Annotated in this window: 20 protein-coding genes and 1 pseudogene; 11 read left to right on the top strand and 10 right to left on the bottom strand. The window is 46.6% G+C overall.

Annotated features, from left to right (window positions below):
* Window positions 1-58: 58 nt before the first annotated feature.
* From nirB to cobA, 4 genes are all read left to right on the top strand, one after another.
* Window positions 59-2,623: a nitrite reductase large subunit NirB gene (gene nirB / locus DYB02_RS25155; protein WP_025502003.1), complete on the top strand. Its 2,565-nt coding sequence runs from the start codon at window positions 59-61 to the stop codon at window positions 2,621-2,623.
* A gap of 13 nt (window positions 2,624-2,636) precedes the next feature.
* Window positions 2,637-2,960 (top strand): nitrite reductase small subunit NirD, encoded by a 324-nt coding sequence (nirD, locus tag DYB02_RS25150; RefSeq protein WP_025506259.1) that lies wholly within the window; start codon window positions 2,637-2,639, stop codon window positions 2,958-2,960.
* A 202-nt stretch (window positions 2,961-3,162) separates the two neighbouring features.
* Window positions 3,163-4,011 (top strand): formate/nitrite transporter family protein, encoded by an 849-nt coding sequence (locus tag DYB02_RS25145; protein WP_029806888.1) that lies wholly within the window; start codon window positions 3,163-3,165, stop codon window positions 4,009-4,011.
* Between the two features lie 172 nt (window positions 4,012-4,183).
* Window positions 4,184-4,942, top strand: coding sequence for a uroporphyrinogen-III C-methyltransferase (cobA, locus tag DYB02_RS25140; RefSeq protein WP_029806887.1), 759 nt, complete (start codon window positions 4,184-4,186; stop codon window positions 4,940-4,942).
* A 44-nt stretch (window positions 4,943-4,986) separates the two neighbouring features.
* Here cobA and DYB02_RS25135 read toward each other — a convergent pair whose 3' ends face one another.
* Window positions 4,987-5,427, bottom strand: coding sequence for a DUF4174 domain-containing protein (locus DYB02_RS25135; protein ID WP_005480278.1), 441 nt, complete (start codon window positions 5,425-5,427; stop codon window positions 4,987-4,989).
* Window positions 5,428-5,544: 117 nt separating this feature from the next.
* Between DYB02_RS25135 and DYB02_RS25130 the strand changes: the two genes are divergently transcribed.
* A complete protein-coding gene (locus DYB02_RS25130) occupies window positions 5,545-6,033 on the top strand; it encodes a LabA-like NYN domain-containing protein (RefSeq protein ID WP_021487131.1) in 489 nt (162 codons plus the stop codon).
* Window positions 6,034-6,121: 88 nt separating this feature from the next.
* Here the strand turns inward: DYB02_RS25130 and DYB02_RS25125 are convergent, their stop codons facing one another.
* A complete protein-coding gene (locus DYB02_RS25125) occupies window positions 6,122-7,453 on the bottom strand; it encodes an anaerobic C4-dicarboxylate transporter (RefSeq protein ID WP_005460955.1) in 1,332 nt (443 codons plus the stop codon).
* A gap of 418 nt (window positions 7,454-7,871) precedes the next feature.
* Between DYB02_RS25125 and DYB02_RS25115 the strand changes: the two genes are divergently transcribed.
* Together DYB02_RS25115 and DYB02_RS25110 are read left to right on the top strand one after the other, a co-directional pair.
* Window positions 7,872-8,609 carry a siderophore ferric iron reductase gene (locus DYB02_RS25115; protein ID WP_029805828.1) on the top strand — a complete coding sequence of 246 codons (738 nt, stop codon included), beginning with the start codon at window positions 7,872-7,874 and terminating at the stop codon, window positions 8,607-8,609.
* 90 nt (window positions 8,610-8,699) lie between these two features.
* Entirely contained in the window at window positions 8,700-10,877 is a 2,178-nt protein-coding gene (locus DYB02_RS25110; protein ID WP_025522174.1) for a TonB-dependent receptor, read from the top strand.
* Window positions 10,878-10,929: 52 nt separating this feature from the next.
* Here the strand turns inward: DYB02_RS25110 and DYB02_RS25105 are convergent, their stop codons facing one another.
* A complete protein-coding gene (locus DYB02_RS25105; protein ID WP_005480281.1) occupies window positions 10,930-11,112 on the bottom strand; it encodes a DUF2986 domain-containing protein in 183 nt (60 codons plus the stop codon).
* 72 nt (window positions 11,113-11,184) lie between these two features.
* Here DYB02_RS25105 and DYB02_RS25100 point away from each other — a divergent pair, with 72 nt between their 5' ends.
* Both DYB02_RS25100 and DYB02_RS25095 read left to right on the top strand, forming a co-directional pair.
* Window positions 11,185-11,694, top strand: coding sequence for a GNAT family N-acetyltransferase (locus DYB02_RS25100; protein ID WP_020837905.1), 510 nt, complete (start codon window positions 11,185-11,187; stop codon window positions 11,692-11,694).
* Between the two features lie 14 nt (window positions 11,695-11,708).
* Complete coding sequence (locus tag DYB02_RS25095) at window positions 11,709-12,104, top strand: nitrous oxide-stimulated promoter family protein (protein ID WP_021486960.1); 396 nt, start codon at window positions 11,709-11,711, stop codon at window positions 12,102-12,104.
* On the opposite strand, the gene DYB02_RS25090 is transcribed toward DYB02_RS25095, so the two are convergent.
* Complete coding sequence (locus tag DYB02_RS25090; RefSeq protein ID WP_021454656.1) at window positions 12,091-13,437, bottom strand: MATE family efflux transporter; 1,347 nt, start codon at window positions 13,435-13,437, stop codon at window positions 12,091-12,093. The genes DYB02_RS25095 and DYB02_RS25090 overlap by 14 nt on opposite strands.
* A 90-nt stretch (window positions 13,438-13,527) precedes the next feature.
* Between DYB02_RS25090 and DYB02_RS25085 the strand changes: the two genes are divergently transcribed.
* A complete protein-coding gene (locus tag DYB02_RS25085) occupies window positions 13,528-14,421 on the top strand; it encodes a helix-turn-helix transcriptional regulator (protein ID WP_025505802.1) in 894 nt (297 codons plus the stop codon).
* Between the two features lie 53 nt (window positions 14,422-14,474).
* Here DYB02_RS25085 and DYB02_RS25080 read toward each other — a convergent pair whose 3' ends face one another.
* Both DYB02_RS25080 and trxC read right to left on the bottom strand, forming a co-directional pair.
* The gene (locus DYB02_RS25080) at window positions 14,475-15,635 is read right to left on the bottom strand and encodes an MFS transporter (RefSeq protein WP_025501570.1); all 1,161 of its coding nucleotides are present in this window, start codon (window positions 15,633-15,635) and stop codon (window positions 14,475-14,477) included.
* Window positions 15,636-15,811: 176 nt separating this feature from the next.
* Entirely contained in the window at window positions 15,812-16,246 is a 435-nt protein-coding gene (trxC, locus tag DYB02_RS25075; protein ID WP_005486290.1) for a thioredoxin TrxC, read from the bottom strand.
* A 166-nt stretch (window positions 16,247-16,412) separates the two neighbouring features.
* Between trxC and DYB02_RS25070 the strand changes: the two genes are divergently transcribed.
* Window positions 16,413-17,507 carry a ketoacyl-ACP synthase III gene (locus DYB02_RS25070; RefSeq protein ID WP_005498926.1) on the top strand — a complete coding sequence of 365 codons (1,095 nt, stop codon included), beginning with the start codon at window positions 16,413-16,415 and terminating at the stop codon, window positions 17,505-17,507.
* Window positions 17,508-17,595: 88 nt separating this feature from the next.
* On the opposite strand, the gene DYB02_RS25065 is transcribed toward DYB02_RS25070, so the two are convergent.
* The 4 genes and pseudogenes from DYB02_RS25065 to manA all read right to left on the bottom strand — a co-directional run bounded on the left by DYB02_RS25065 (window position 17,596) and on the right by manA (window position 23,775).
* Window positions 17,596-18,921, bottom strand: coding sequence for a DUF1501 domain-containing protein (locus DYB02_RS25065; RefSeq protein WP_029805408.1), 1,326 nt, complete (start codon window positions 18,919-18,921; stop codon window positions 17,596-17,598).
* Window positions 18,922-18,930: 9 nt separating this feature from the next.
* Complete coding sequence (locus tag DYB02_RS25060) at window positions 18,931-20,493, bottom strand: DUF1800 domain-containing protein (RefSeq protein ID WP_029805405.1); 1,563 nt, start codon at window positions 20,491-20,493, stop codon at window positions 18,931-18,933.
* A 446-nt stretch (window positions 20,494-20,939) separates the two neighbouring features.
* A complete protein-coding gene (locus tag DYB02_RS25055; RefSeq protein ID WP_025541189.1) occupies window positions 20,940-22,202 on the bottom strand; it encodes a hydroxymethylglutaryl-CoA reductase in 1,263 nt (420 codons plus the stop codon).
* Window positions 22,203-22,556: 354 nt separating this feature from the next.
* A pseudogene (gene manA, locus DYB02_RS25050) lies at window positions 22,557-23,775 on the bottom strand (mannose-6-phosphate isomerase, class I).
* Window positions 23,776-23,786 lie beyond the last annotated feature (11 nt).

Below are 23,786 nucleotides of genomic sequence, written 5' to 3'. Positions count from 1 at the left end.
TTTTCTTTCACAATTAACAATGCGCTCAGTGATAAGAACCTAACCCTTAGGAAGTACAATGAGCAAGTTGAAGCTAGTAGTTATCGGTAACGGTATGGTAGGGCACCGTTACATCGAAGACTTAGTCGAGAAAACGGATGTCTCGCAAATGGATATCACCGTTTTCTGTGAAGAACCTCGTGTCGCATACGACCGTGTGCACCTTTCCTCTTACTTTTCTCACCACACAGCTGACGAACTGTCTCTAGTTAAAGAAGGCTTTTACGAGAAACACGGCATCAATATGTTGATCGGTGAACGCGCGATTAACATCAACCGTGAAAACCGAATCGTTTACTCAAGCACTGGTCGTGAAGTTCAATACGATAAGCTGATTCTTGCTACTGGCTCATTCCCATTTGTTCCGCCTATCAAAGGTCATGAAAGCAAAGACTGTTTTGTTTACCGCACAATCGAAGATCTTAAAGCGATCGAAGCGTGTGCGAAGAAGAGCAAATCAGGCGTGGTTATCGGTGGTGGTCTGCTAGGTCTTGAAGCTGCAGGCGCACTAAAGGCACTCGGTGTAGAAACACACGTCGTTGAGTTCGCGCCAAAGCTAATGGCTGAGCAACTTGACCTTGCTGGTGGTAATCAACTTCGTCAAAAAATCGAGCGTATGGGCGTGAACGTTCATACCAGCAAAAACACGCTAGAGATTGCAGCAGAAGGTAAAAATGCTCGTAACGTCATGCGTTTTGCTGACGGCACTGAGTTAGAGACAGACTTCATCGTATTTTCTGCGGGTATTCGTCCACAAGACAAATTGGCTCGCCAAATGGAGCTAGAACTTGGCCCTCGTGGCGGTGTTGCCATCAACGACCACTGCCAGACTTCTGATGAGAACATCTACGCGATTGGTGAGTGTGCGTCTTGGAATGAAATGTTCTACGGCCTTGTTGCTCCTGGTTACAAGATGGCGACCGTTGCGGTTGATCACCTACTAGGTAACACAGAAAGCAAATTCGAAGGCGCTGATATGTCTGCGAAGCTAAAACTGCTTGGTGTGAAAGTGGGCTCTATCGGTGATGCGAATGGCCGTACAGAAGGTTGTAAGAGCTACGTTTATCAAAACGAAGAGCAAGAAGTTTACAAACGTCTTATCGTTTCTGAAGACAACAAGAAACTGCTCGGTGCGGTATTGGTGGGTGATACGTCTGACTACGGCGATCTGCTTCAACTGATGTTGAACGAAATCGACCTACCAGAACACCCAGATGCCTTGATCCTTCCTGCACACGCAGGCGCTGAGAAACCAGCACTAGGTGCAGACGCTCTACCAGAGAGCGCAGTGATCTGTTCATGTTTCGACGTGACAAAAGGCAAGATCGCTCAAGCGGTTGCTGATGGTCACCACACATTGGGTGACATCAAAGCAGTGACTGGCGCAGGTACAGGCTGTGGTGGTTGTATTCCTCTAGTCACTTCTGTTCTAAACGCCGAGCTTGCTAAATCTGGCATCGAAGTGAAGAACGACGTGTGTGAACACTTTGCATACTCACGTCAAGAGCTATTCCACTTAATCCGTATTGAAGAGATCAAAACGTTTGATGAGCTTCTAGAGAAATACGGTAAAGGTTACGGTTGTGAAGTTTGTAAACCATTGGCTGGTTCTATCTTGGCTTCTTGCTGGGGTGAGCACATTCTTAAGCCACAACTGGTTAAGCTGCACGACACGAATGATAACTTCCTAGGTAACATCCAAAAAGACGGTACTTACTCTGTTATTCCACGTATGGCGGGTGGTGAAGTAACACCTCAAGCACTGGGTGCACTAGCGAACGTTGCTGCAGAATACAACCTATACACCAAAGTCACCGGCGCTCAGCGTATTGGTCTGTTTGGTGCTCAAAAAGACGATCTTCCAGAGATCTGGCGCAAGCTTATCGACGCTGGTTTCGAAACAGGTCAAGCGTACGCAAAAGCACTTCGTATGGCGAAGACATGTGTTGGCTCAACTTGGTGTCGTTACGGCGTTCAAGATTCTGTTGGCCTAGGTTCTTACATCGAGAACCGTTACAAAGGCATTCGTACGCCTCATAAGATGAAGTTCGGTGTTTCTGGCTGTACTCGTGAGTGTGCGGAAGCACAAGGTAAAGACCTTGGCATCATCGCGACTGACGCAGGTTGGAATATGTACGTTTGTGGTAACGGCGGCATGAAACCTCGTCACGCAGACCTACTAGCAAGCGACCTAGATAAAGAAACGCTAATTAAGTACATCGACCGCTTCATGATGTTCTACATCCGTACTGCTGCGCCACTACAACGCACATCAGTTTGGATGGAAAACATGGAAGGAGGTGTTGACTACCTACGCGCAGTGATTGTTGAAGACAAACTTGGCATCAACGCTCAATTAGAAGCAGACGTAGCGAAGCTTGTAGACGAGTACGAGTGTGAGTGGACTGCGACTATCAACGACGAATCACAACTGACTCGTTTCGCACACTTCATCAACTCTGACAAGCGCGATGACAACGTTGTGTTTGTTCAAGAGCGCGAACAGCACCGCCCAGCGACCTTCACGGAGAAACATCCTGAAGCGAAAGGCGACATCCTACACGTAGCGATCACTGAAGCATAAGGGAAGGTTGAACATGTCATTTGAAAAGATTTGCCAAATCAACGACATCGTACCGGGCACTGGCGTTTGTGCTTTGGTTAATGGTCAGCAAGTTGCGGTATTTCGCCCAACAGAAGCGGAAGAAGTGTTAGCTATCAGCAACACCGACCCGTTCTTCCAATCGAACGTGCTTTCTCGCGGTTTGATTTGTGAGCATCAAGGAGAGCTTTGGGTGGCGAGCCCGCTTAAGAAGCAACGCTTTAACCTGACAACAGGTGCTTGTATGGAAGACGAGCGTTTCAACGTGAAAGCGTACAAAGCGCGCGTGACAAACGGCGAAGTCGAGATTCAAGCGTAAGTTTAATCCCTCCTCTGTGGAGGAGGGATGTTTCTTCGCCTTTCGGTATCCGTTTCATAGATTCAATAGACAAAGGCTTTCCAAGCATCATTTCCGGGGGACAGGGAAGCGAGATGATGTCGACAGCAGTGGATGTCAGCGGGAAGCCTTTCTCTATTCAATCTTCAACTTTTAACTTTCAATTTTGAATAAGGACACATTCATGTCTACAGACTTTAAACCTGCTGAATTCGTGCAAACCATGATCAACGTGGGTGAAGCAAAAACCAATACAAGCACGCGCGACCTTCTGCTTCGTGGCACGATGGCCGGCATTATTTTGTCGTTAGCGGTAGTTGTCGCGATTACGGCGATGGTGCAAACGGGAATTGGCCTTGTGGGTGCACTTGTTTTCCCTGTTGGTTTTGTGATTCTTAGTGTGATGGGGTACGACCTAGTTACAGGTGTATTTGGTCTTGCACCTTTGGCGAAGTTCGCAAACCGTCCGAGCATCACTTGGGGGCGTATTTTCCGTTGCTGGGGGCTGGTAGGTTTGGGTAACCTGATTGGTTCTCTGATTGTGGCTTACCTTGTGGCGATTTCTCTAACCGGTAACTTTTCTCTAGAACTCAACGCGGTAGCGAAGAAGTTTGTCGCTGTTTCTACAGCGCGTAGCCTTGGTTTTGAAAACATGGGTATGGACGGATGGATCACGTGTTTCGTACGCGGCATCTTCTGTAATCTAATGGTGTGTCTAGGCGTGATTGGCAACATGACTGCGCGTTCAGTATCCGGTCGCGTGGCGATGATGTGGTTCCCAATCTTCATCTTCTTCGCACTTGTATTTGAGCACACGGTGGTAAACATGTTCCTATTCCCACTAGGTATGATTCTAGGTGCGGACTTTGGTATCGCGACTTGGTTGAACTTCAATTTAATCCCAACCATTCTAGGTAACATCATCGGTGGTCTTGTCATGACTTGTTTGCCACTGTACCTAACTCATGCGAAAACAGCGCCTTCTCTAAGTGTAGAAGAGGACGTTATTGCAGAACCTGCAATCGCAAAATAAACCGCTTTATTTGGCCCTACCTTTGGTGGTAGGGCTATTCAACTCATTTAACTTTCGATAGATATTGTATTGATTTAGCTATAAAAAGTAATAACTCCTTGGGGTAGTTTGAACCCTAAGCCACTTAAGTGAGTGTTACTCTTTATATCCAAATTTTCCGATAGGCGTTGATATGACTACTGCGAACTCATCTTTAAACAGCGGCTTTGTTTCTCTTGTTGGTGCTGGGCCTGGCGATCCGGATTTACTGACGGTCAAAGGTTTGAAAGCGATTCAAGCGGCTGAAGTTGTGGTGTATGACCGTTTGGTATCGAAAGAGATTCTAGAGTTAGCACAGGCATCCGCAGAGATGATTTATGTCGGGAAAAAGCTCGACTTTCACTGCGTACCACAAGATAAGATCAACCAAATTTTGGTGGAAAAAGCACAAGAAGGGAAACGCGTTGTGCGCCTAAAAGGTGGTGATTCATTTATCTTTGGACGTGGCGGTGAAGAGTTGGAAGAGCTTGCAGAATACGGTATTCAATACGAAGTGGTGCCGGGGATCACCGCTGCGGCGGGGGCGACGGCTTACGCAGGTATTCCACTAACGCACCGTGATCATGCGCAAAGCGTTCAATTCATCACGGGTCACGTGCAAAAAGACGGTCGCGAAATTGAATGGCGCTCGTTAGCGCAATCAAACAACACGCTTGTGTTCTACATGGGGTTGAAGCAAAGCAGTCACATTATGGACAAGCTCATCACGCACGGCTTAGACCCAGAAATGTCATGCGCAATCATCGAAAATGGGACGCGACCAGAGCAACGCGTGTTCCAAGGTAAACTAAATGAACTGTCTAGCATGGCAGAGCAAGCAGTGAGCCCTGCATTGATTGTGGTGGGGAGCGTTACGCAGCTGCATAATAAGTTGGCGTGGTTCGGAAAGTAACGAAGAATCCTGTTTATTCACGAGTCTTCATTTCCTCAAGTACTTCAGATTTCGCAGGGGCTTCGTTGCCTCTGCATCTCTTGTTTTCGCATCGGCATTTGGTCAATCAAATCGTTAATGTATTGCCAGTCGGTTTCTGCCCCCCAGCGGTATTTTTCTAAGCCATCTTTACCGAGCAAAATCGCAGTGTGCTCGCCTTTTTTCACGCTGTAGATCTCTGCGAGTATCTTTAAATCAAACTCTTCTTTAAGCCAGCTTGGCACGGTGTAGCCATCTTCTGTGATCACCAGTGTGACGACATCTCTATCAACTAACTCGCACTCGTGCATCAATGCTTCAAGCAAGAACTGTTTTACGTAATCATCATTTTCAGGCGCGAAATACAGAACACTGCGATGCGGCCAGTATTGAGTGTGCGCAGGATAGCCGAGTGCCGTCGAGGCAAAGACGCACAAAAGCAGTATCACCAATAACTTTCCACCCATGACTCACTCCTAAAAACGCGATTTTCCGTTTATACGTTAAGTTTAGTGGAATTGGCTCATTGTGCTTTTGGGCGATCTGGCTTAGGGTAGGCGGCAAATTATCGGTATGAGATCACCATGCAATCAGACCACAAAGAAAAAATCGCCATTCTCGTTGACGTTCAAAACGTTTATTACACTTGTCGCGAAGCGTATCGCAGTAACTTTGACTACAACCAGTTTTGGTATGTCGCGACACAAGAAAAGCAAGTAGTAAGCGCAAAAGCTTATGCCATTGCCAGTAACGATCCGAAGCAACGCCAGTTTCATCACATTCTAAGAGGTGTGGGATTTGAGGTGATGTTGAAGCCTTACATTCAGCGTCGAGATGGCAGCGCCAAAGGGGATTGGGATGTCGGTATCACTCTCGATGCGATTGAGATTGCGCCTGATGTTGACCGCGTGATTTTGGTTTCTGGTGATGGCGACTTCAGTTTGCTGGTGGAACGTATTCAGCAGCGCTACAACAAGAAGGTCACCGTCTATGGTGTACCAAGGTTAACCTCGCAAACCTTGATTGATTGTGCTGATAATTTCGTCGCGATTGATGATGATTTCTTGCTGTAATCATTAGACTAGACAAAGAAAAGGCGAGTCATTCAGGCTGTACTTATGCGTACAATGACTCGCCTTCCAATCTTACTTTACAGGTTGTTTATGAAGGAATGATGATTTGTCCTAGTACGTAACCTAAGCAACACGCGCCGATCACACCAATCAAACCTACCGACATAAATGAGTGGTTGAAGTACCACTTACCAATCTTAGTTGTACCTGATGTATCGAAGTTCACTGTCGCGATATCAGAAGGGTAGTTCGGAATAAAGAAGTAACCGTACACCGCTGGCATTAGACCGATAAGCAGTGCAGGATCCAGACCCAAGCCAAGACCAACAGGCAGCATCATACGAGCCGTTGCTGCTTGAGAGTTCACCACAACCGATACAATGAACAACGCCAGTGCGAACGTCCAAGGGTAGTTCGTTACCATCTCTACAATGCCAGATTTGAATTGAGGCATTGCGTATTGGAAGTAAGTATCAGACATCCATGCGATACCGAAGATAGCAATTGCCGCCACCATACCCGATTTGAATACCACACCGTTTGGCACGTCTCGCGGATCAGTTTTGGTTGCAAGAAGAATGATACCGCCGAAGCAGAGCATCATCATTTGAATGACAACGGCCATGCTAATTGGCTTCGCGCCATCCACAATAGTACGAATGTCTGGCCACATCGCGATAACGACGATAACCAAGATAGAAGCGATGAACAGCAACACAGAGTTGCGAGCACTTGTTGGTAGCACTTCGTCAAGAGACGTTGCAGTTGTGTTGAGGATCTTTTCACGCCACACAGGATCTTTCAAACGCTCTTGGTATTCTTCGTCGTCTTCCAGTTCTTTACCTCGTTTGATGCTGTAAAGTGACATTAGCAACGTACCGAATAGTGTTGCTGGAACCGTAACGAGCAAAATAGAAAGCAGAGTGATCTCGTGCTGAATATCAGAGAGTTGCGCTAAGTAGTAAACCACAGCCGCTGAAATTGGTGAGGCTGTGATTGCGATTTGAGAGGCGACAGACGCCGCCGCCATTGGACGCTCAGGACGAATGCCGTTTTTCAATGCAACGTCGCCAATGATTGGCATAATGGAGTAAACCGCGTGACCTGTACCGAGCAAGAAAGTCATAAAGTAAGTCACAAAAGGAGCGATCAGGGTGACGCGTTTTGGGTTTTTACGAAGCACACGTTCGGCAACTTGAAGCATGTATTTCAAACCGCCTGCGGCTTCAAGAATCGATGCACATGTTACAACCGCTAGGATGATCAACATAACGGTGACAGGAGGGGAGGTTGGCGGCATCTTAAAGATAAAGACTTCAATCACCAAACCAATACCAGATACGACCCCGAGGCCGATACCACCATAGCGTGAGCCGATATACAGCATCACGAGCAAAAATAGAAACTCAAGATACAACATGTGGATTTCCTTATTCAAAACAGAGGGCTATATAGCCAAATTACCTAGTTATATTGTCCCGATATTCAGATGGAAAATACTTCATGTTGTTCACATTCCGTTGGATAAGAAACAGCAATATTCAATTATTGGCAATAACTCACGCTATCAGAGCGAACTGTTACAGACCTTTTACCAAGGTGTTTTTATGCTGTGGCATTTTTAAATCGAAATACCTCAAAACCTGCTGATGATTTAATCATTTGTTGAATTTTATAGTGTGTCGTTTTACTCAAGTGGTTGAGCAACGAAATGGATACTGACTTGGAGCGCCGGTCAACGGTATATAAAATGCGCAAATACAAAAGATAATAGTTTGCATTGCGATTCATGGTTAAGTATAAAGGGGGCAGATCTCAAACCGTAACCGCACGCAATCATGTCCGAGTCATTTTTCCCGCAACTCTTTCAAACATCGCAAACCATCACTCCTTATTTACATGGCGATATTGGTCGCATTGAGTCGGATGCCATTCATATCGATAATGATATCAATCCCATCGTCCAAGAGTTGTATCGTCAACTTTCTGAAACGTATCCAGAGGCCGGAAGGGCGTATTGGCTCACAAGAACATGGGATTTGCTCTGTTGGCAGCCAATCTACGTTGCGCTTGTCTCTATCTACGGTTTTCATTCGCTCCCGAATTTACGCAATATGGCGCAGTACTTACAGCCCTGCTTTGTTAGAGGATTTCGCTTTGCGGATCAGGAACATATTCAAGGTAGTCACACAATATTGATTGCGCAGGCAGGGCGTCAAATTCGAGCTTTGTTCGATTTTTATCAAGAACAGATGAACGAGTGGATTCGCATTCGTCCGGGGTTTACTCATCAGTTGATGTCAGACGGTATTTTGGCGTGCTTGTTAAGGTTACAGCAACATTTCCCTCAACTGACCGATGCCATCATTAAAGAGCATGCTAGCTTGTGGCTTAGTGCTCTGGGGCTGGATGAGTGTCATATCGATGCTTTGCATGGTGTGCCTCATGAGCAACCGCTCAAACTGGTCAGAAAAAGCTGCTGCTTGGTGTACAAGTGTGAAGGAAGAAAGCTCTGCGAGGACTGCCCTAGAGCAGCAAAAAACCGTCAGTTAATCATGCAAAAGAGCAATGGTTAACAACTTATTAACCTATGTAACAGTGCTCGATTTGTTATTGATAATAAGTATCATTGTCGATTCTTTGGCTACAACAAAAAGATAAATACAATGACAAATAGGAAGTTCTCTTTAAACCTCATCGTATTAGCGATGAGCAGTGGATATGCAGCGCACGCATTGGCTGCAGAACAAGCTCAGCAACTGGCGTCTCAAAACGCAGCAGATGAACAATTAGTCGTGGTTGGCAGCGTCATGCCAAAATCCATCTCTGATATTCCCGGTACGGTTTGGTTTGTAGGGCAAGAAGAAATTGCTCAACAATACCGAGCAGGTAAAACTCTGGGTGATATTCTTTCTGCCACGATCCCTTCTTTAGATGTTGGCACTGGCGGCCGGACAAACTACGGCCAAAATCTGCGTGGCAGAGCCATGCTGGTCATGATTGATGGCGTTTCTCTGCAATCTTCTCGTCCTATCAGTCGTCAATTGGATGCGATTGACCCGTTCAACATCGAACGAATTGAAGTGCTTTCAGGCGCGACCTCCATTTATGGGGCTGGTGCGACGGGTGGTGTCATTAACATCATCACTAAAAAAGCGTACTCAGATGAATTGGCGTTTGAATCTTTTGTCGGCGGTACGTCAGGCTTCAACAGCAGCGATGATTTTGACTACAAAGTCGCACAATCCGTTGCTGGTGGAAATGACATCGTAAAAGCACGTGGCTCAGTGGTGTATTCTGAGACACAAGGTGCATTTGACGGAAATGGTGACATTGTCACGCCAGACATTTCTCAAGGTTCTCTGCAATATAACTCAACGCTTGATGTTATGGGTTCGGCAGAGATCCAAATCTCCGATGCCAGCAAGTTAAACCTTGTCGCGCAATACTATGACAGCCAGCAAGATTCGCCATACGGCTTGTACATTGTTAATAGCAAATTTGTTGATGTGCGAAAAGGGTTCGATTCCGATCGTGAGCATGGTACAGAGCGTGTACTTTTAAGTGCAAACTACGCACACGACAACGTATTCGGTCATCAATTGATTGGTGAGTTGTCTTATCGCAGCGAAGATCAAACTTTTACACCGTATTACCAAAGCTCTTCACAACAAGAAACCGAAGTGTTTGCGGGGCGTTTAGCGCTGGCGAAAAGTTGGGGTGCATTCAGTGCCGTTTACGGTGTGGATGCATACTTAGATCGATTCGATAGCAATCAAGCTTTGTTCGACAAAACCATCGCAGACAACTCAGGTAACCTAATTAACCGAACGTATGCGGAAGTGGGGCGTTATCCTGGTGTAGATGTAACATCTTACGCGATGTTTGTGCAGGGGGATTACCAAATCAATCAAGATTGGTCTGTGCAGGCGGGATACCGTTATCAATATATGGACAACAAGATTGATGATTTTGTCGCATACAGCGTGCAGAAGAACATTGCTTCGGGCAAAGGTGTGTCTGCTGATGCAGTGCCGGGTGGCAGTACTGATTACTCGGTGAGTTTGTTTAATATTGGGACAATTTATCAGTTGAATGAAGAATCTCAATTGTGGGCGAACTTCTCACAAGGTTTTGAATTAGCAGACCCAGCGAAATACTACGGTCAAGGCAGCTACGAGGCCGTTGATGCCAACGGGCACTACGCACTCAAAGACAGCATCAATGTAGCCGATTCAAAAATGTCGGGCATTAAAACGGACAGCTACGAAATTGGTTATCGCTTAGATACCGATACTGTTGCACTGCAAGCGGCGGGTTACTACTCGGTGTCGGACAACTCCATCAAGTACGATAAAAAGACGCTTCTAATCACCAACGTCGATGATGAGCAACGTGTGTACGGCGCAGAAGCAAACATCAATTATTGGGTAAGCAGCGACATCCTATTGGGTGCTTCTGGTCATTATGTCGTGTCTGAGCTGAAAACCAACGGGAAGTGGGAAGACTTAAGCGCAGGTAAAGCAAGCACATCAAAAGCGAACGCTTGGGCGGCTTACTATCAGGATGATTATTCAGTGCGTCTACAAAGCCAAACCATGTTTGATTACGAAGATGATGCTAACAACAAGCTTGATGGTTACACCACGTTTGATCTACTGGGCAATGTGAATTTGCCAGTTGGTCAGCTTGGCTTTGGTATTCAAAACCTGCTTGATGAAGATTACACCACGGCTTGGGGCCAACGTGCACAGATCTTGTACGCAGCTCACTACGATGCGGCGGCGTATGATTACAAAGGTCGAGGCCGCACGTTTACACTGAACTACAGCCTTGAATACTAAGTTCAATATTCTTTTCTAAAAGTAAAAAAGCCGCATTATGCGGCTTTTCTTTTTAAGCTTGGTCAGCAGTTGCTGTCTCTACAACGTTTTCAGAAGATTGCTGTTGTTCTTCGGCTTCCATTTTCGCGCGCTCAGCTTTAGAGATGTAGCGCGGTTTGTTGCTTTTATGCAGCTTCGCGTTGTGCTTCTTCTGCTTCGCTTTTAAGATCTGATTGATTTTCTTCTTGCGGTTCATGGTGTTGGTCCTTTAATTTAGCGGGGCAGGATAGTGATTTTTCATCCAAGTTACAACCATAATGGAGTTCGTATGAAAACTTTGACCACCGAACGATTGATACTGCGTCTAGTGAGTGTAGATGATGCGCCATTTATATTGGAGCTCTACAACCACCCTGACTTTTATCGCTTTGTTGGGGATAAGCAAATGCGAACCGATTACGAAGCGGTTCGTTACATCAAAGAGAACATGCTGCGTATGGAAGAAAAGAAAGGTGTGAGCTTGCTGGTGGTTGAAGATAAGCAGACAAAACAGCCGCTAGGCATTTGTGGGTTAGTGAAGCGTGATACCTTGAACGCTTACGACATCGGCTATGGTTTTCTTCCTTCAGCTTACGGCCAAGGTTTTGCTATAGAAGCAGCAAAGGCAGTGATCGAGTACGCGAAACAAGCGATGCAACTTAGTCAACTGCTCGCGATTACGAATAATGATAATATTCGTAGTATAAGTTTGCTGAAAAAACTCGGTTTCGAATTTGAACGTGTTGAGCAGCAATATGATAATGGCCGAACTTTAGAACTCTACACTCTCCAGCTGTGATTTTGGGCAATACCATGAGCGATATTTTACTTGGCAAACTCGCCACCGAATTTAAAACCGTCAAAGCGATGGTGGAGGTGTATTGCCATGATCATCATGGAACCAGAGATGCGCTGTGTAGCGAATGCCGTGAACTGCTTGATTACGCGGAAGTGCGATTGGACCGATGCCCATACGGAGAAGAAAAACCGACGTGTAACAAGTGCCCAATCCACTGCTATAAACCCGAACCTAAAGAACAGATGCGTTTAGTGATGCGCTATTCAGGCCCGAGAATGTTACTAAAACATCCGATTCTGGCAGTTCGGCACCTGCTGCACGAGAAACGCGAGGTTCCTGAAAAACCAGCTGCCAATGCATCGAACCGCCACAAAAGAATCAATGCAGAACGCGATACTAAGAAGTCGTAACGACGGTTAGATTCTTTATCCAATACTTTTGCGTGTATCGACGATAACACAACGCCAACTTAACGACTTCCTCTGCAATCATCAGTGCATACACGTACTTAAACTCCCAACCAAGAACAAACGCAGCGATTGCACAAAGTGGCAAGCCTGTCATCCACATGGCGATAAAGTCCATGCGTAAGCAGAATACGTTGTCGCCACCAGCTCGAATAATCCCGTTAATGATGATCATGTTCAACATACGCAACCAAATCGCGCAGCACAAAATCATCACCGCAGGGGCTGCGAGTGGGTAAAGCTCAGGGTTGTCCAAATTCAATGCTGCAATGATCAACTCACGATTAAGAAGCAACAGTGCGCCGATGGAAATACCAAACACAAAGACTGCTTTGATAAAGAATTTTGCCATGTGTTCGGCTTGCTCAAAGGCATCACGCCCCAAGGATTGACCAATCATCACAGAGCACGCCACAGAGATCCCAAAGAAAATCGAGTAACAGAGTGACTCAAATGGGCCGAGCATGCTAAACACTGCCAATTCGGTTGTCCCCATGTGGCCAAAAATCATCTGATAAACCATGGTGCCGATTGCCCAAAGTAGCGCACCTAGCGTCATTGGCAGCGCAAGACGACGATAAGACAGCCACAGCGAAGGGCGTTCAGAGCCTTCTTTTACTTCCAGCAACCAGTGCTTACGCCAACGCATGTAGGCAATCATGGCGAGTACTTGGAACAAGCGAGAAATGGTCGTAGCGAATGCCGCACCAGCGACCCCCATTGCTGGGATGCCAAAGCCGCCTTTGATTAACCAGAAATTTAAACCAATATTAAGGACGATGGTCATTGCACCCATTAATAGCGGAGTAACGGTGTCACCCGAAGAGCGCATACTGGCTTCGAGCACGATGACGATATGCGTAAGCAACAGCACCGGAAACGCATACCACAAGTAAGTCGCACCCAACTCAATCACTCGTGTATCGCTGGTTTGTAAACGCATGATGAGTTCGCTACCAAGCGTGATGATCAACGTCACTGGGATAAGCACTTTTAAGCCAAATCGGATGGCGATTCCAGTGACGGTTTTGGCACTGACGGCATCATTTCGCCCCCAATATTGAGCAACGAGCGTGCCGTTAGCAGAGGCTAGACCGGCCATGATCATGATCGCCACGAAATGCCATTTTGACGCAATTCCCACAGCCGCTGTCGCTTCTTTACCAAAGTCACTAACCATGAGAACATCAGCCAATGCCAATATCGCGACAAGCGCGCTTTGGATTGCGACCGGAAAACCTAAGCGAATAATCTGACGTAACAAGTCGCCAGACATAGGATTTGTTTGGTTTTTGATGTCAGTATTGTTCGTCATAGTCACTCCTCAGTTTGTGGGGGAATATAAAACCAACCGAAGCATAAATACATGTTCGAAAATCGACAAAACCTGTGCAAATCCGTCATCGGTCAATTCTCTCCTCAACATGAGTGGCACGATGACGTCTACCTTGCGCCTGCGTGCAAAGAACGTTTTCTTACGCTAACGGAAATTCCAGAATGGCAACGTGCCGATATTTTTATGGCGGGATTGGCTGAGTTGCACGACGGTTATCACGTTGAGCGTGACAAGGTGGGCGTGCATACGTTGTTATTCACGTTAGAAGGCGGCGGTGTGTTGATTACGCCGAACTGCGTTAAGGAGATCGAACCATATACGCTGACCATCTTGCCCGTAGACACTTGCTTTCGTTTCGAGATCAACCCGCGTTTGGGAAGTTGGAAAATGGTCTGGTTGCTGCCGCAAAATGCACCTACATGGCATCATCTCAATGATCTTGGCCAGTGCGTGATTCCATTTCGTGGCTCAGAACAGATTTGGTCGTTGATGACCTTACTCTACAACGAAATCGGCGGACGCTCTGGTTTTCGTCAGTTATTGATCAGTGAAGTTCAACGGTTGGTGCAAAGTGTGGAAACGCCAATCAGTACGTCGCTTTCGCGTGTTCAGACCTTGTTTAATGAGATAGAAGGGCAACTGCATTTGCCTTGGACTGTCAGTGAAATGGCGAAGCGATGTTTTATTAGTGAAGAACAGCTAAACCGTTTGTCGAAACAGCTCTTCAATATGAGTCCGAGGAGCAAGTTGATCGAGCTGCGAATGCACAAAGCAGCTGACTTGTTGCAATACCGGGCGTGGTCAATTGCGATGATTGCCAATCGATTGGGATACCGAGACCCGTACAACTTTACGCATCGATTTAAGAAGTTCTACGGCATTTCACCAACACGTTATCGAAAGCAGTTAATGGAAAACGCATAAAAAAACGAGGGCAGATAGCCCTCGTTTTCAATGGTCATTTGGTTGTTTTAGCTTTATAGGCCCGCAGCCATTTGCTGTTTGGTTTTGCTCGCTGCAAGCAACATGTAAACGCATGTCGTTACCAAAGCCGCAAACAAGTAACCCAACAAGCCGTGTACTTGGCCCATAAATTTGTCTGCGACCACTGGGCCTGCTACTGAGCCTACGCTGTAGCTAAACAGCATGACTTGAGTTGCAGAGACAATAAAGCGTTCATCAAGTCCTTCACAGCCGAGGTTGATTGCCACTGGATATAGAGCAAACGTGGCCATGCCCAATAGGAAAAGCGACGCCGCCAACACTGCGGTAGACGTAGAGATGAACGTCAAACCGATAGAGAAAATACCCAAAATACAGAAAAACGCCATTAAGACTGTTCGGCTCATGTATTTGTTTAATGTGGTCACCATAGGTTGAACCAACATGCCGCCAAGGATCACCAACGCCATAAGCGTACCAATGTCTTGGTGGGTAATTTTACGGTTCGCCAATTCAACAGGCATAAGACCGTAAATCGCACCCAAGGTTAAACCAGATACGACGCAACCGATGATCGCTGCATGATTGAGTTTTGCAATCTGTTTGAATGACAATGAAGTCGATTCATGGCTATTCGGTTGTTCGCAATCAATAAACATCAGTACCAGCATCGCCATTAGGATCAATGTTGTAATCGCAACAAAGGGTACGCCGCCACTTACGCCAAGAACGCCAATACCAAATTGACCTAGAGCCGAGCCGCCGTATAGAGAAAGCATGTATAGGCTTAGGCGTTTTGCGCGTGATGCTTCGTCGCCTGACATCAACCAGGATTCAACGATCACGAATACACCAGCAACCGCGACACCAGCAATAAAGCGCGCAACGAGCCAAACTAGGCCATTCGGGAATGCTGGTAGGGCAACGATGGTGAGCGAAAAGGCAGCCAAACAGCCAATAAATGCTTTGCGGTGGCCAACATTGCGAACAATGCGTTCGATAAACATGGCACCAATCAACAAGCCGCCATAAAACACGCTCGCCAACCAACTCGCGTAATCAGCAGAGATGTTGTATTCGCCGAGCATGAGTGGGATCAAGCTCATCAAATAGCCTGAAGCAACCGCGTAAAGAGACAGTGCGACGACTGGAACTGTAACTCGTGGTGATGCTGCAGAAACGACTGTGTTTTCCAATGTTTTGCGCCTATAAATTAAGAGAAATCTGGGGGTTATTCGGCGCGAATATGAGGCTAATTAGTAGGCATGTAAAATGATAAATTTGTGTCGTATCGACAAATAAAATTTGTCGAAATTATATGGCAATTTGCTGCATAAAAAAGCCTGCCAGATTGGCAGGCTCAAGGCTAGAATTATTTTGTAAGTGCTTGATTTAACCATTGATCAAACTGCGATTTAGGCAACGCACCATTCAGCATATCAACGCGCTGACCGTTCTTAAATACCATGATGGTTGGAATGCTGCGAATACCAAATTGCGCCGCAAGCTGTTGTTGGGCTTCAGTATCAATCTTTACAAAACGAGCCGTTCCGGCTTGTTCTTGCGCGACATCCGAGAAAACAGGAGCAAAGCCGACGCACGGATTGCACCATGGAGCCCAAAAATCAACGACAACTGGCGTTGAGCTTTCTAATAGTGCAGAAAAGTTATCGAGTGTACCTTCAATAGGCGCGCCATCTAAAAGTGGGCTCTTGCATTTACCGCACGTTGCAGATTCTGCAACACGCTCGTTAGGGACACGATTTAAACCGCCACAAGATGGGCAACGAGTTTTAAACGATGACATGACTTCTTCCTTTATAACAACTTGATGAAAACATGACTTACCAGTCAGCTTCATAATGCGTATACTTTCTTTTTACTTGCAAATTTTATGGAATAGCAAGTTTTATAATAGAACCGGATCAGGTTCTTAGATATTTCATTAAAATACAACAATAAATAGGTCTGCGATGACAAATTACTACGCTGAAATTACAGGTTGGGGGAAATGTGTTCCGCCAACCGTGCTCTCTAACGATGATCTTAGCACTTTCCTTGATACTTCAGATGAGTGGATTCGCACCCGAACAGGTATCGAAAATCGCCGTATTAGCCATGTAAATACTTCAGATATGGCGACAGTAGCCGCTCAGCATGCGTTGGCAAGAGCAGGCGTTGAAGCAAGCGAAATCGACCTAATCATTGTTGCAACGTGCTCTCCTGATTCACTTATTCCAAACATTGCGTCTAAAGTGCAGCAAAATCTGGGCATTCGCTCAGCGGCGGCTTTCGACTTAAACGCTGCATGTACCGGTTTTGTATACGGCCTAGAAACGGGCACGCGTTTGATTCAGTCCGGTAACTATCGACACGCCATCATCATCGGTGCGGAACGCTTGTCTTTCTACATTGACTGGGCGATGCGTGATACCGCGGTTCTATTTGGTGACGGCGCGGGTGCGGTGGTTCTATCTCGCACAGAGAAAGAAACGGGCTTGCTGCAATCGCAAATTGGTTGTGATGCCAAAGGTCGCGATATTCTTTCTGTGCCGAAGTTTGGTACTTGTATGGACCGCTTTGCGGAAGATAACGGTTACTGGGATTTCAACTTTGTGGGTCAAGAGATCTTCAAACGCGCAGTGAAAGGCATGGGCCTAGCGGCGAAAACCGTACTGAAAGCATCTCAGTTGACGACGGAACAAATTGATGTGGTGATTCCGCATCAAGCGAACATCCGTATTATTCAAACGCTGTGCGACCTTTCCGGTATTCCTCAAGACAAAGCGTTTGTGAACATTCAAAACTACGGCAATACCTCTGCGGCAACGGTGCCAATTGCATTGTGTGAGGCGGTAGAGCAAGGCCGAGTCAATCCTGGCGATAACATGCTTTTGGCTGCGTTTGGTGCAGGTTTGACGTGGGGTGCTGCAGTGTTGAAGTGGGGTGACCGCGTAACGCCAATTGGTGAAAGTGATGCAGCTCTGCCTGAGTGTGAGCAATCCGCGCTAGAATTACTTGAGCGCGCTATCAAGCTTTGTAACGAACGTCGTCGTGACGAAGTTTAATGAACCTTCGTTAACATAGATGATATTGCAAAGGGAGCATTGTGCTCCCTTTTTTGACAATTAAATAAACGAAACTAAGCCACTTAGCTTAAGCCATAAAGCCAAGGTTAGATGTGGTGAAATTACGGATGTTCGGGAATACGTATTCCAATGCGGCATTGTCACTCACGCCCATCCACTGTGAGAGAGTTGAGCCAACTTGGTCTGCGGCAATAGCCGGAATCAATCGACCTTTTGAGTAATCATCTTGCCCTCCAAGTGTTAACTCTGGCCACGTACCGATCGGCGCACTGCCATTTACCGCACCACCTATCAATAACTGATGACCGCCCCAGCCGTGATCGGTACCGTTACCATTATTGGTCATTCGTCGACCAAAGTCAGACATCGTAAACGTGGTCACGTTTTTACTCATACCGAGCTTATCAACTGCGCGATACATGGCATTTAGGTTGGTGGCGAGATCTTCGAGTAACAAAGGGTGTCGCGCGAGTTGCGAGTCATGTAAGTCGTATCCTGTATGTTTTACAAAGAACACTTGTCGCTGCTGACTAAGCGCACTCTGGCTGGCGATCAATTTGTACACGGTCTGCATTTGTTTGCCGAGCGTAGAAGAGGAGAATAAAGGCGCGTCGTCGATCAGTTTCAGTTGCTCCGCGAGGATGTTGCTCATCATCATGGATTCGTCGACCATCAAATTAAAATGCCCACTGAACGGGTTATCTGCGCTTTGTGAGAGCAGTTTTTGATAAATCTCTTCGTAAACTGGATTTCCAACCGCCGTCAATTGAACCGCTTTGTCTTTTTTGAGTACGGTCTGACGGTGCTCCATGGCCTTCAACCACAACGTATCGCCATGCACACTATACAGCGGTGTGATTTGAGCGTCTGACGTTAGCACATCGAGCATGCGTCCAGCCCAACCTAAATTCGTAGAAGCATCCATCCCACCGCGCAGCCAAGATGCGGTCTGTGAGTTGTGAGAAAACAGCTGCTCTGGCAGTGGAACATCACCTTGTTCGATGGCTTGCTTTGTCACAGGTTGGTTGAGAATGCCACTATTGAGCACCAAATTAGCATCGCTTTGTTGGAATAGTGGAGCAAGTGCCGACAACTTAGGATGCAGCCCAAGCGGAACGGCGTTGTTGTTTGCGTCGTTCGCATTCAATCCAATGGGAATAATGGTATTTTTGGCAACAGAAAGAGATCCTCTCACATTGGCGTACTGGTTGTAGTGAAAATCAGATAACGGCAATATGGTATTAATCGCATCGTTTCCGCCAGCTAAGTACACACAGATCAGCGCTCGGAAATCATTTGAAGGCGCGGCAAGTGAATAACCCGGCAACCCGAGTGAAGCGATCGCCCCAAACGATGCGGTGCTTTTTAAAAAGTTGCGTCTCGAAATGTCCATAATTCACCCCTAATCCTGAATGTAAAATTCATCGCCAGAAATCGCAGTAAAGATAACGAGTGCGAGTTTTGTTGTTGGTACGTAATCGGTTCGATACTCATCCGACACTTCTAGCAAAAGCGCTTTGAGTTCAGGCGAAGCCGTGCCCGCAAAGAATCGTTCATCGACACGCTCAACGAGAGCTTCGTGATCATCGAGTAGGGAATACAGTTCGCTAAAGTCCAGCGTATAAGTATCGCCACCACCCGAGCGAGTGCTACTGAGCATGAAATTGACCAGATCGGTATACACTGACCAATCGAGCAATTCGTATTCGGGTGACACCATGCCTGATTGCACAAACTCATTCGAAGGTTGATAGTCTGGCGAGTAGAAATTAAATACTGAAGGAGAACGCAGTGCGCCTTGTTCTGCGGTGTTCATCACTGTTGTTGCTCCGTCATAGCGCGCAGCGGTAAGTGTAAAGCCTGCGGCTCGGTGGAAGTTAGTGAGCACCAAAATGGGCTCTTTCACTTTCATTGGCGGCGTGTTGGTTAACCCCATGGCTTCGTTATCAAGTAAAACCGCGCGGATCACTGCGCTTAAATCACCTTTAACCCCTTTTCCGTTGTTGTTGAATACGCGAGCAACTCGCGCAACGTACTCCGGGCTTGGGTTAGAAGAGACGAATCGTTGAATCAGAAACTTCGACACAAATGGCGCAATGTTAGGATGAGACATCAATATATCCAGCACTTGTGAGAGCTCTTCTTGGGCGGTCAAACCCGCAGGAATGGTTGTTCCCAACACGGTTTTTTCGTTGGTGTCATGTCGGCTGTTTATCACGCGCATGGGTTCAACAAATGCCGTGTCTGAATTTTTCCAACCAGTTAGCGCACGGGCCAGTTCTTGGATATCAGTTTGAGAGTAGGTCGGCAGCGGTTTTCCGGTTTTAGGATCACGTTTTACACTGCCATCGAGGTTTAGCTCGTAAAGTCCTAACGTAAAAAGCTGCATCAGTTCTCTGGCAAAGTTTTCATCCGGTAGCGCGCCTGTTGAAGTATTTTCCTTAGTGCTGCCCATCATTGATAGGTAGTTACCCATCGCTGGGTGGATGGCCACTTCGTGTAGAAGATCACGATAGTTGCCAAAAGCATGCTTCACCAACACATCGTAGTAGTCCACTAGGGCTGTTGGCTTGCTCGATAGTGCTCCGCCATAGCGCGAGACCACGAGTATTTGGCTTAACGCAAATGCCATTCGCTGACGAAGCTGGTCTTCTGATGTGAGAACAATTTGATACCAAGCATTTTCTCGATTTGCTTGTGCTCCTTTGCTAAAAGGAGTGTCGTAGAGAGGACGATGATAGGTCGCCGGAAGAAGAAGTTGTTGTTTGATCCAACTTTCAATGCCAACTTCTTCGACTTGATCAATCAAGGCTGGCGTTGGTCCAAACGTACTTTGATAAAGAAAGCGCGCATTGACGAAGTTAGCGGAATCCTCTTCTGAGGAAACGGACCCTGCATAGCAGAGCAACATGGCTAAGAATCCTAGCACCCAACAAGAAATTCCATTTTGTTTCTGACGTCTCATAGTTAACTCGCTTACCCAAAGGAACGACTTAAATCCATTTAACGGGAGTAGTGACGCTCGTGTGAGCTTTAAAATAAATTTAGAAAAATCAAGCAGCTGCAGAGGTGAGTATAGTCGCTATAAGTGACTAATAAAAAACACAATTACTGAAAATAGTACGATTTTGTAACGACAGGAATTGGTAATTTGAGATAACTTACTGAATTTTATGTATAGACAAAAAGAAAGAAAAACCGCGTAAGAAAGAGAATAATTGTGAACAGATACGGAACTGACGGTCAATTTTGCCCAATGTAAAGAGGCGGCTTTATCGATGAGAGCGAACTCGGTGTTTAAAACGAATGAGCCATGAAAGAAAATTATCGAAGAGAAGGATCTGAATAAGTGCCCCGCAGAAGTTCAGCGCTCAGAGAAAAACAAAAGGTCTTCTCTGAGCGGCGAGTCAGTTATTTACGCGCTAATTTATGATGAGCTCGGGAGAAGTGATCGGCACAAAATGCGCCAACGATCGAGAGTTCGCCAGCCAGACAAAGCGCAGCTGCGACTTCGGCTAAGGCTTTCGCTTTGCCGTTGCCGTGCAAACCTAAAATATCCAAACATGCTTTTTGCGTAGGAAGGCCAGTGCCCCCGCCAACCGTTCCCACCATGATGTTTGGCAAGGTCACGCACGCGTACAAGTTGCCTTGAGCGTCCACATCCATACGAGTGATACCAATGGCAGACTCTGCAACGCAAGCTGCATCTTGACCGCAAGCAATGTACAGCGCGGCAAGAGCGTTTGCGTAATGCGCGTTGACGCCAATTGTCCCGCTGAGTAAACCGCCCACCGTTGTCATTTTGCCAAATTGAACCATAGACTCCGGCGTTGTATGCAGATATTTTTCCACCAACTCTGCTGGAATGGTCACTTCGGCGGATACTTTCTTACCGCGTACCGATCGCAGCGTGTGCGCGTTTGGTTTTTTGTCGCCTGATAAGTTGCCATCCAAGAATGCTTGAGTTGGTTTGATTGGGCTGGTCGCCAAAATATGATGGAACACTTCGTTTGTTGCGATGGTCACCATGTTTTGTCCGGAAGCGTCACCAGTCACGTATTCAAAGACCAAATAAACGTGGTTTCCTTCGATATTTACATTGATGTCTTTGAGTTTGCCATGTGAGGTGGTGGATTCTGCTATTTGACGAAATACTTCAAATTGGGTCACAACCCAACTGACGAACTGGCCGGCGTCGGCAAGGTTATTAAAGGCGAACACTGGTGTTCGGCTCACCCCTTCACTCAGTAACAATGCGCTCGCACCACCAGCGGCGGTAATAAGATTTGCGCCACGGTTGTAGGAAGCGACTAACGCGGCTTCTGTCGTTGCTAACGGAACCAAAAAGTCATCGTTCGCATACAAACCGTTGACGCGTAAAGGGCCTGCGATGCCGACCGGCACATTGACAGTACCAACGAAGTGCTCGATGTTGTTGGAGTAAGCGTCGCAATGTGACTGCGTGAAAGGATCAAGAAGATGATCTTTATTGGTCACTTGTTCCAATACTTGCCAACGGCGCGCCAAATGCTTATCCGATAGGCCAGGGCTTAAGCAGAGACGCTTCTCTGGCTTGTGAAACTTCGGTTCTAATGCCGATTGAATCTTACTGCTGGTTTCGATATCGGAAAGGGCGGAGCTTTGAACAGGGTTATCTTGGTTTAACTTCGGCATACAAACGTTAACTGAAAAATCGAACCAGAGATTGTAGTGATTGAGGCTTTGATTACAACGTTGATTATACGTTTTGCAACAAATACCACTGTGCAAGCGCCTTTATTATCCAAGTGATTTGATATTGGAGCGGCGAATTTACCGGAAATAAATGGGTTTTGACAATGAATGTTGCAGTGAATAGAGGAATCTATGGTTCTCAGAGAACTTAGGTGGTTTAGACCGCAGCGGCTTTGAGTCGATAAGGTGTAAGAATGAGTGTCTTAAAACCGGACAGGCTCAATCTATGAGAGGAATAAATTGTCTAACCCAGTCCCTTGGGTCAGACGCTAGCTTAAATCCGTTATTCAGAAGTTAGTTAAAGGCGCGAGCCACACGTCCCGCACTTTGAATACGGTAATGGCCAACGTAAGCAGGAACAAATACAGATTGTCCTTTCGCGGCGGTTAATGTCTCACCGTTATCACTGATGAGTGTCAGGTCGGCATCAATCGCCATCAAAATCTCTGCGCTGTTTGCCTCAACCACTTCATTGTTCGGTTGGTTTAGAATGCAGAAACTAAAGTCTGCCACGGGAGCGGGGTAAAGGTTTTGGCAACCATCGGCATTGGGTTCTAGAACAAGGCTGTTAAACGGCTTAGGCACAAAGTCTGTGCATTTAACCAGTTCTTCAACATCCATATGTTTCGGCGTGAGTCCTGCACGCAAAACGTTATCTGAGTTCGCCATGATCTCTAATCCCGTTCCTTTAATGTAAGCGTGTGGCGTTCTTGCGCTCAGGAACATCGCTTCGCCAGGTTGCAGCGTGATGACATTCAACAGTAGTGGCGCAAACAAGCCGACATCGCCGGGGTATTGAGTGGATAGATCCAAGATGAGCTGGAAAACGTCGCTGTCAGTGCCTTGCTCCGATTGACGTGAAGCGTGGGCAAGAAGCTGTTTCAGTGCTCGCTCTTTTGTTTCTCCTTCCATGGTCAGAATGTGCACAAAGAAATCGCGTAAACCTTGTGAGTTGATTTCGCGTTTGAAGGCATCTAGCGGTGCGCGTAGCTCATCGATATCGCAAAGGCCAAATGCCTCAATAATCTCGTCATACGAACGAAAACCGTTCATGGCTTGGTAACTTGTCAGCGCGTACACCAACTCAGGTTTATGGTTTGGATCCTTGTAGTTACGATGGCTCGCGTTTAGTGGGATGCCAGCACTTTGCTCTTTTTTCGAAACCTATTTCGGCATCTTGTTTGCTTGGGTGAACTTGAATCGACAGTGCGTGTTCGGCCGCTAAGATCTTAAACAGAAAGGGCAGGTCGCCAAATTTCGCTGCGGTTTCTGCTGATAAGTAAGCGGGTTGGTTTTGTTTGATCAGTTCAGACAAAGGCAGCGTGTTTTGCTCAATCTGAACTTCAGAGCAGCCGTTTGGGTGAGTACCCATCCATACTTCTGCTTGAGGCTCATTCGTTTCGTTAGAAAAGCCAAACAAATCGTGAATAGAAGAGGTGCTTCCCCAAGCGTAGTTTTGGATTTTGTTGTTCATTTGAAAGAAGCTATGCGATGAAATAGTGTTCAAATTCATGAATTTTTCCC

It is taken from the genome of Vibrio parahaemolyticus (genome assembly GCF_900460535.1).
GTDB classification, from domain to species: Bacteria; Pseudomonadota; Gammaproteobacteria; order Enterobacterales; family Vibrionaceae; genus Vibrio; species Vibrio parahaemolyticus.
This window is presented reverse-complemented; position numbering and strand designations above follow the sequence as displayed.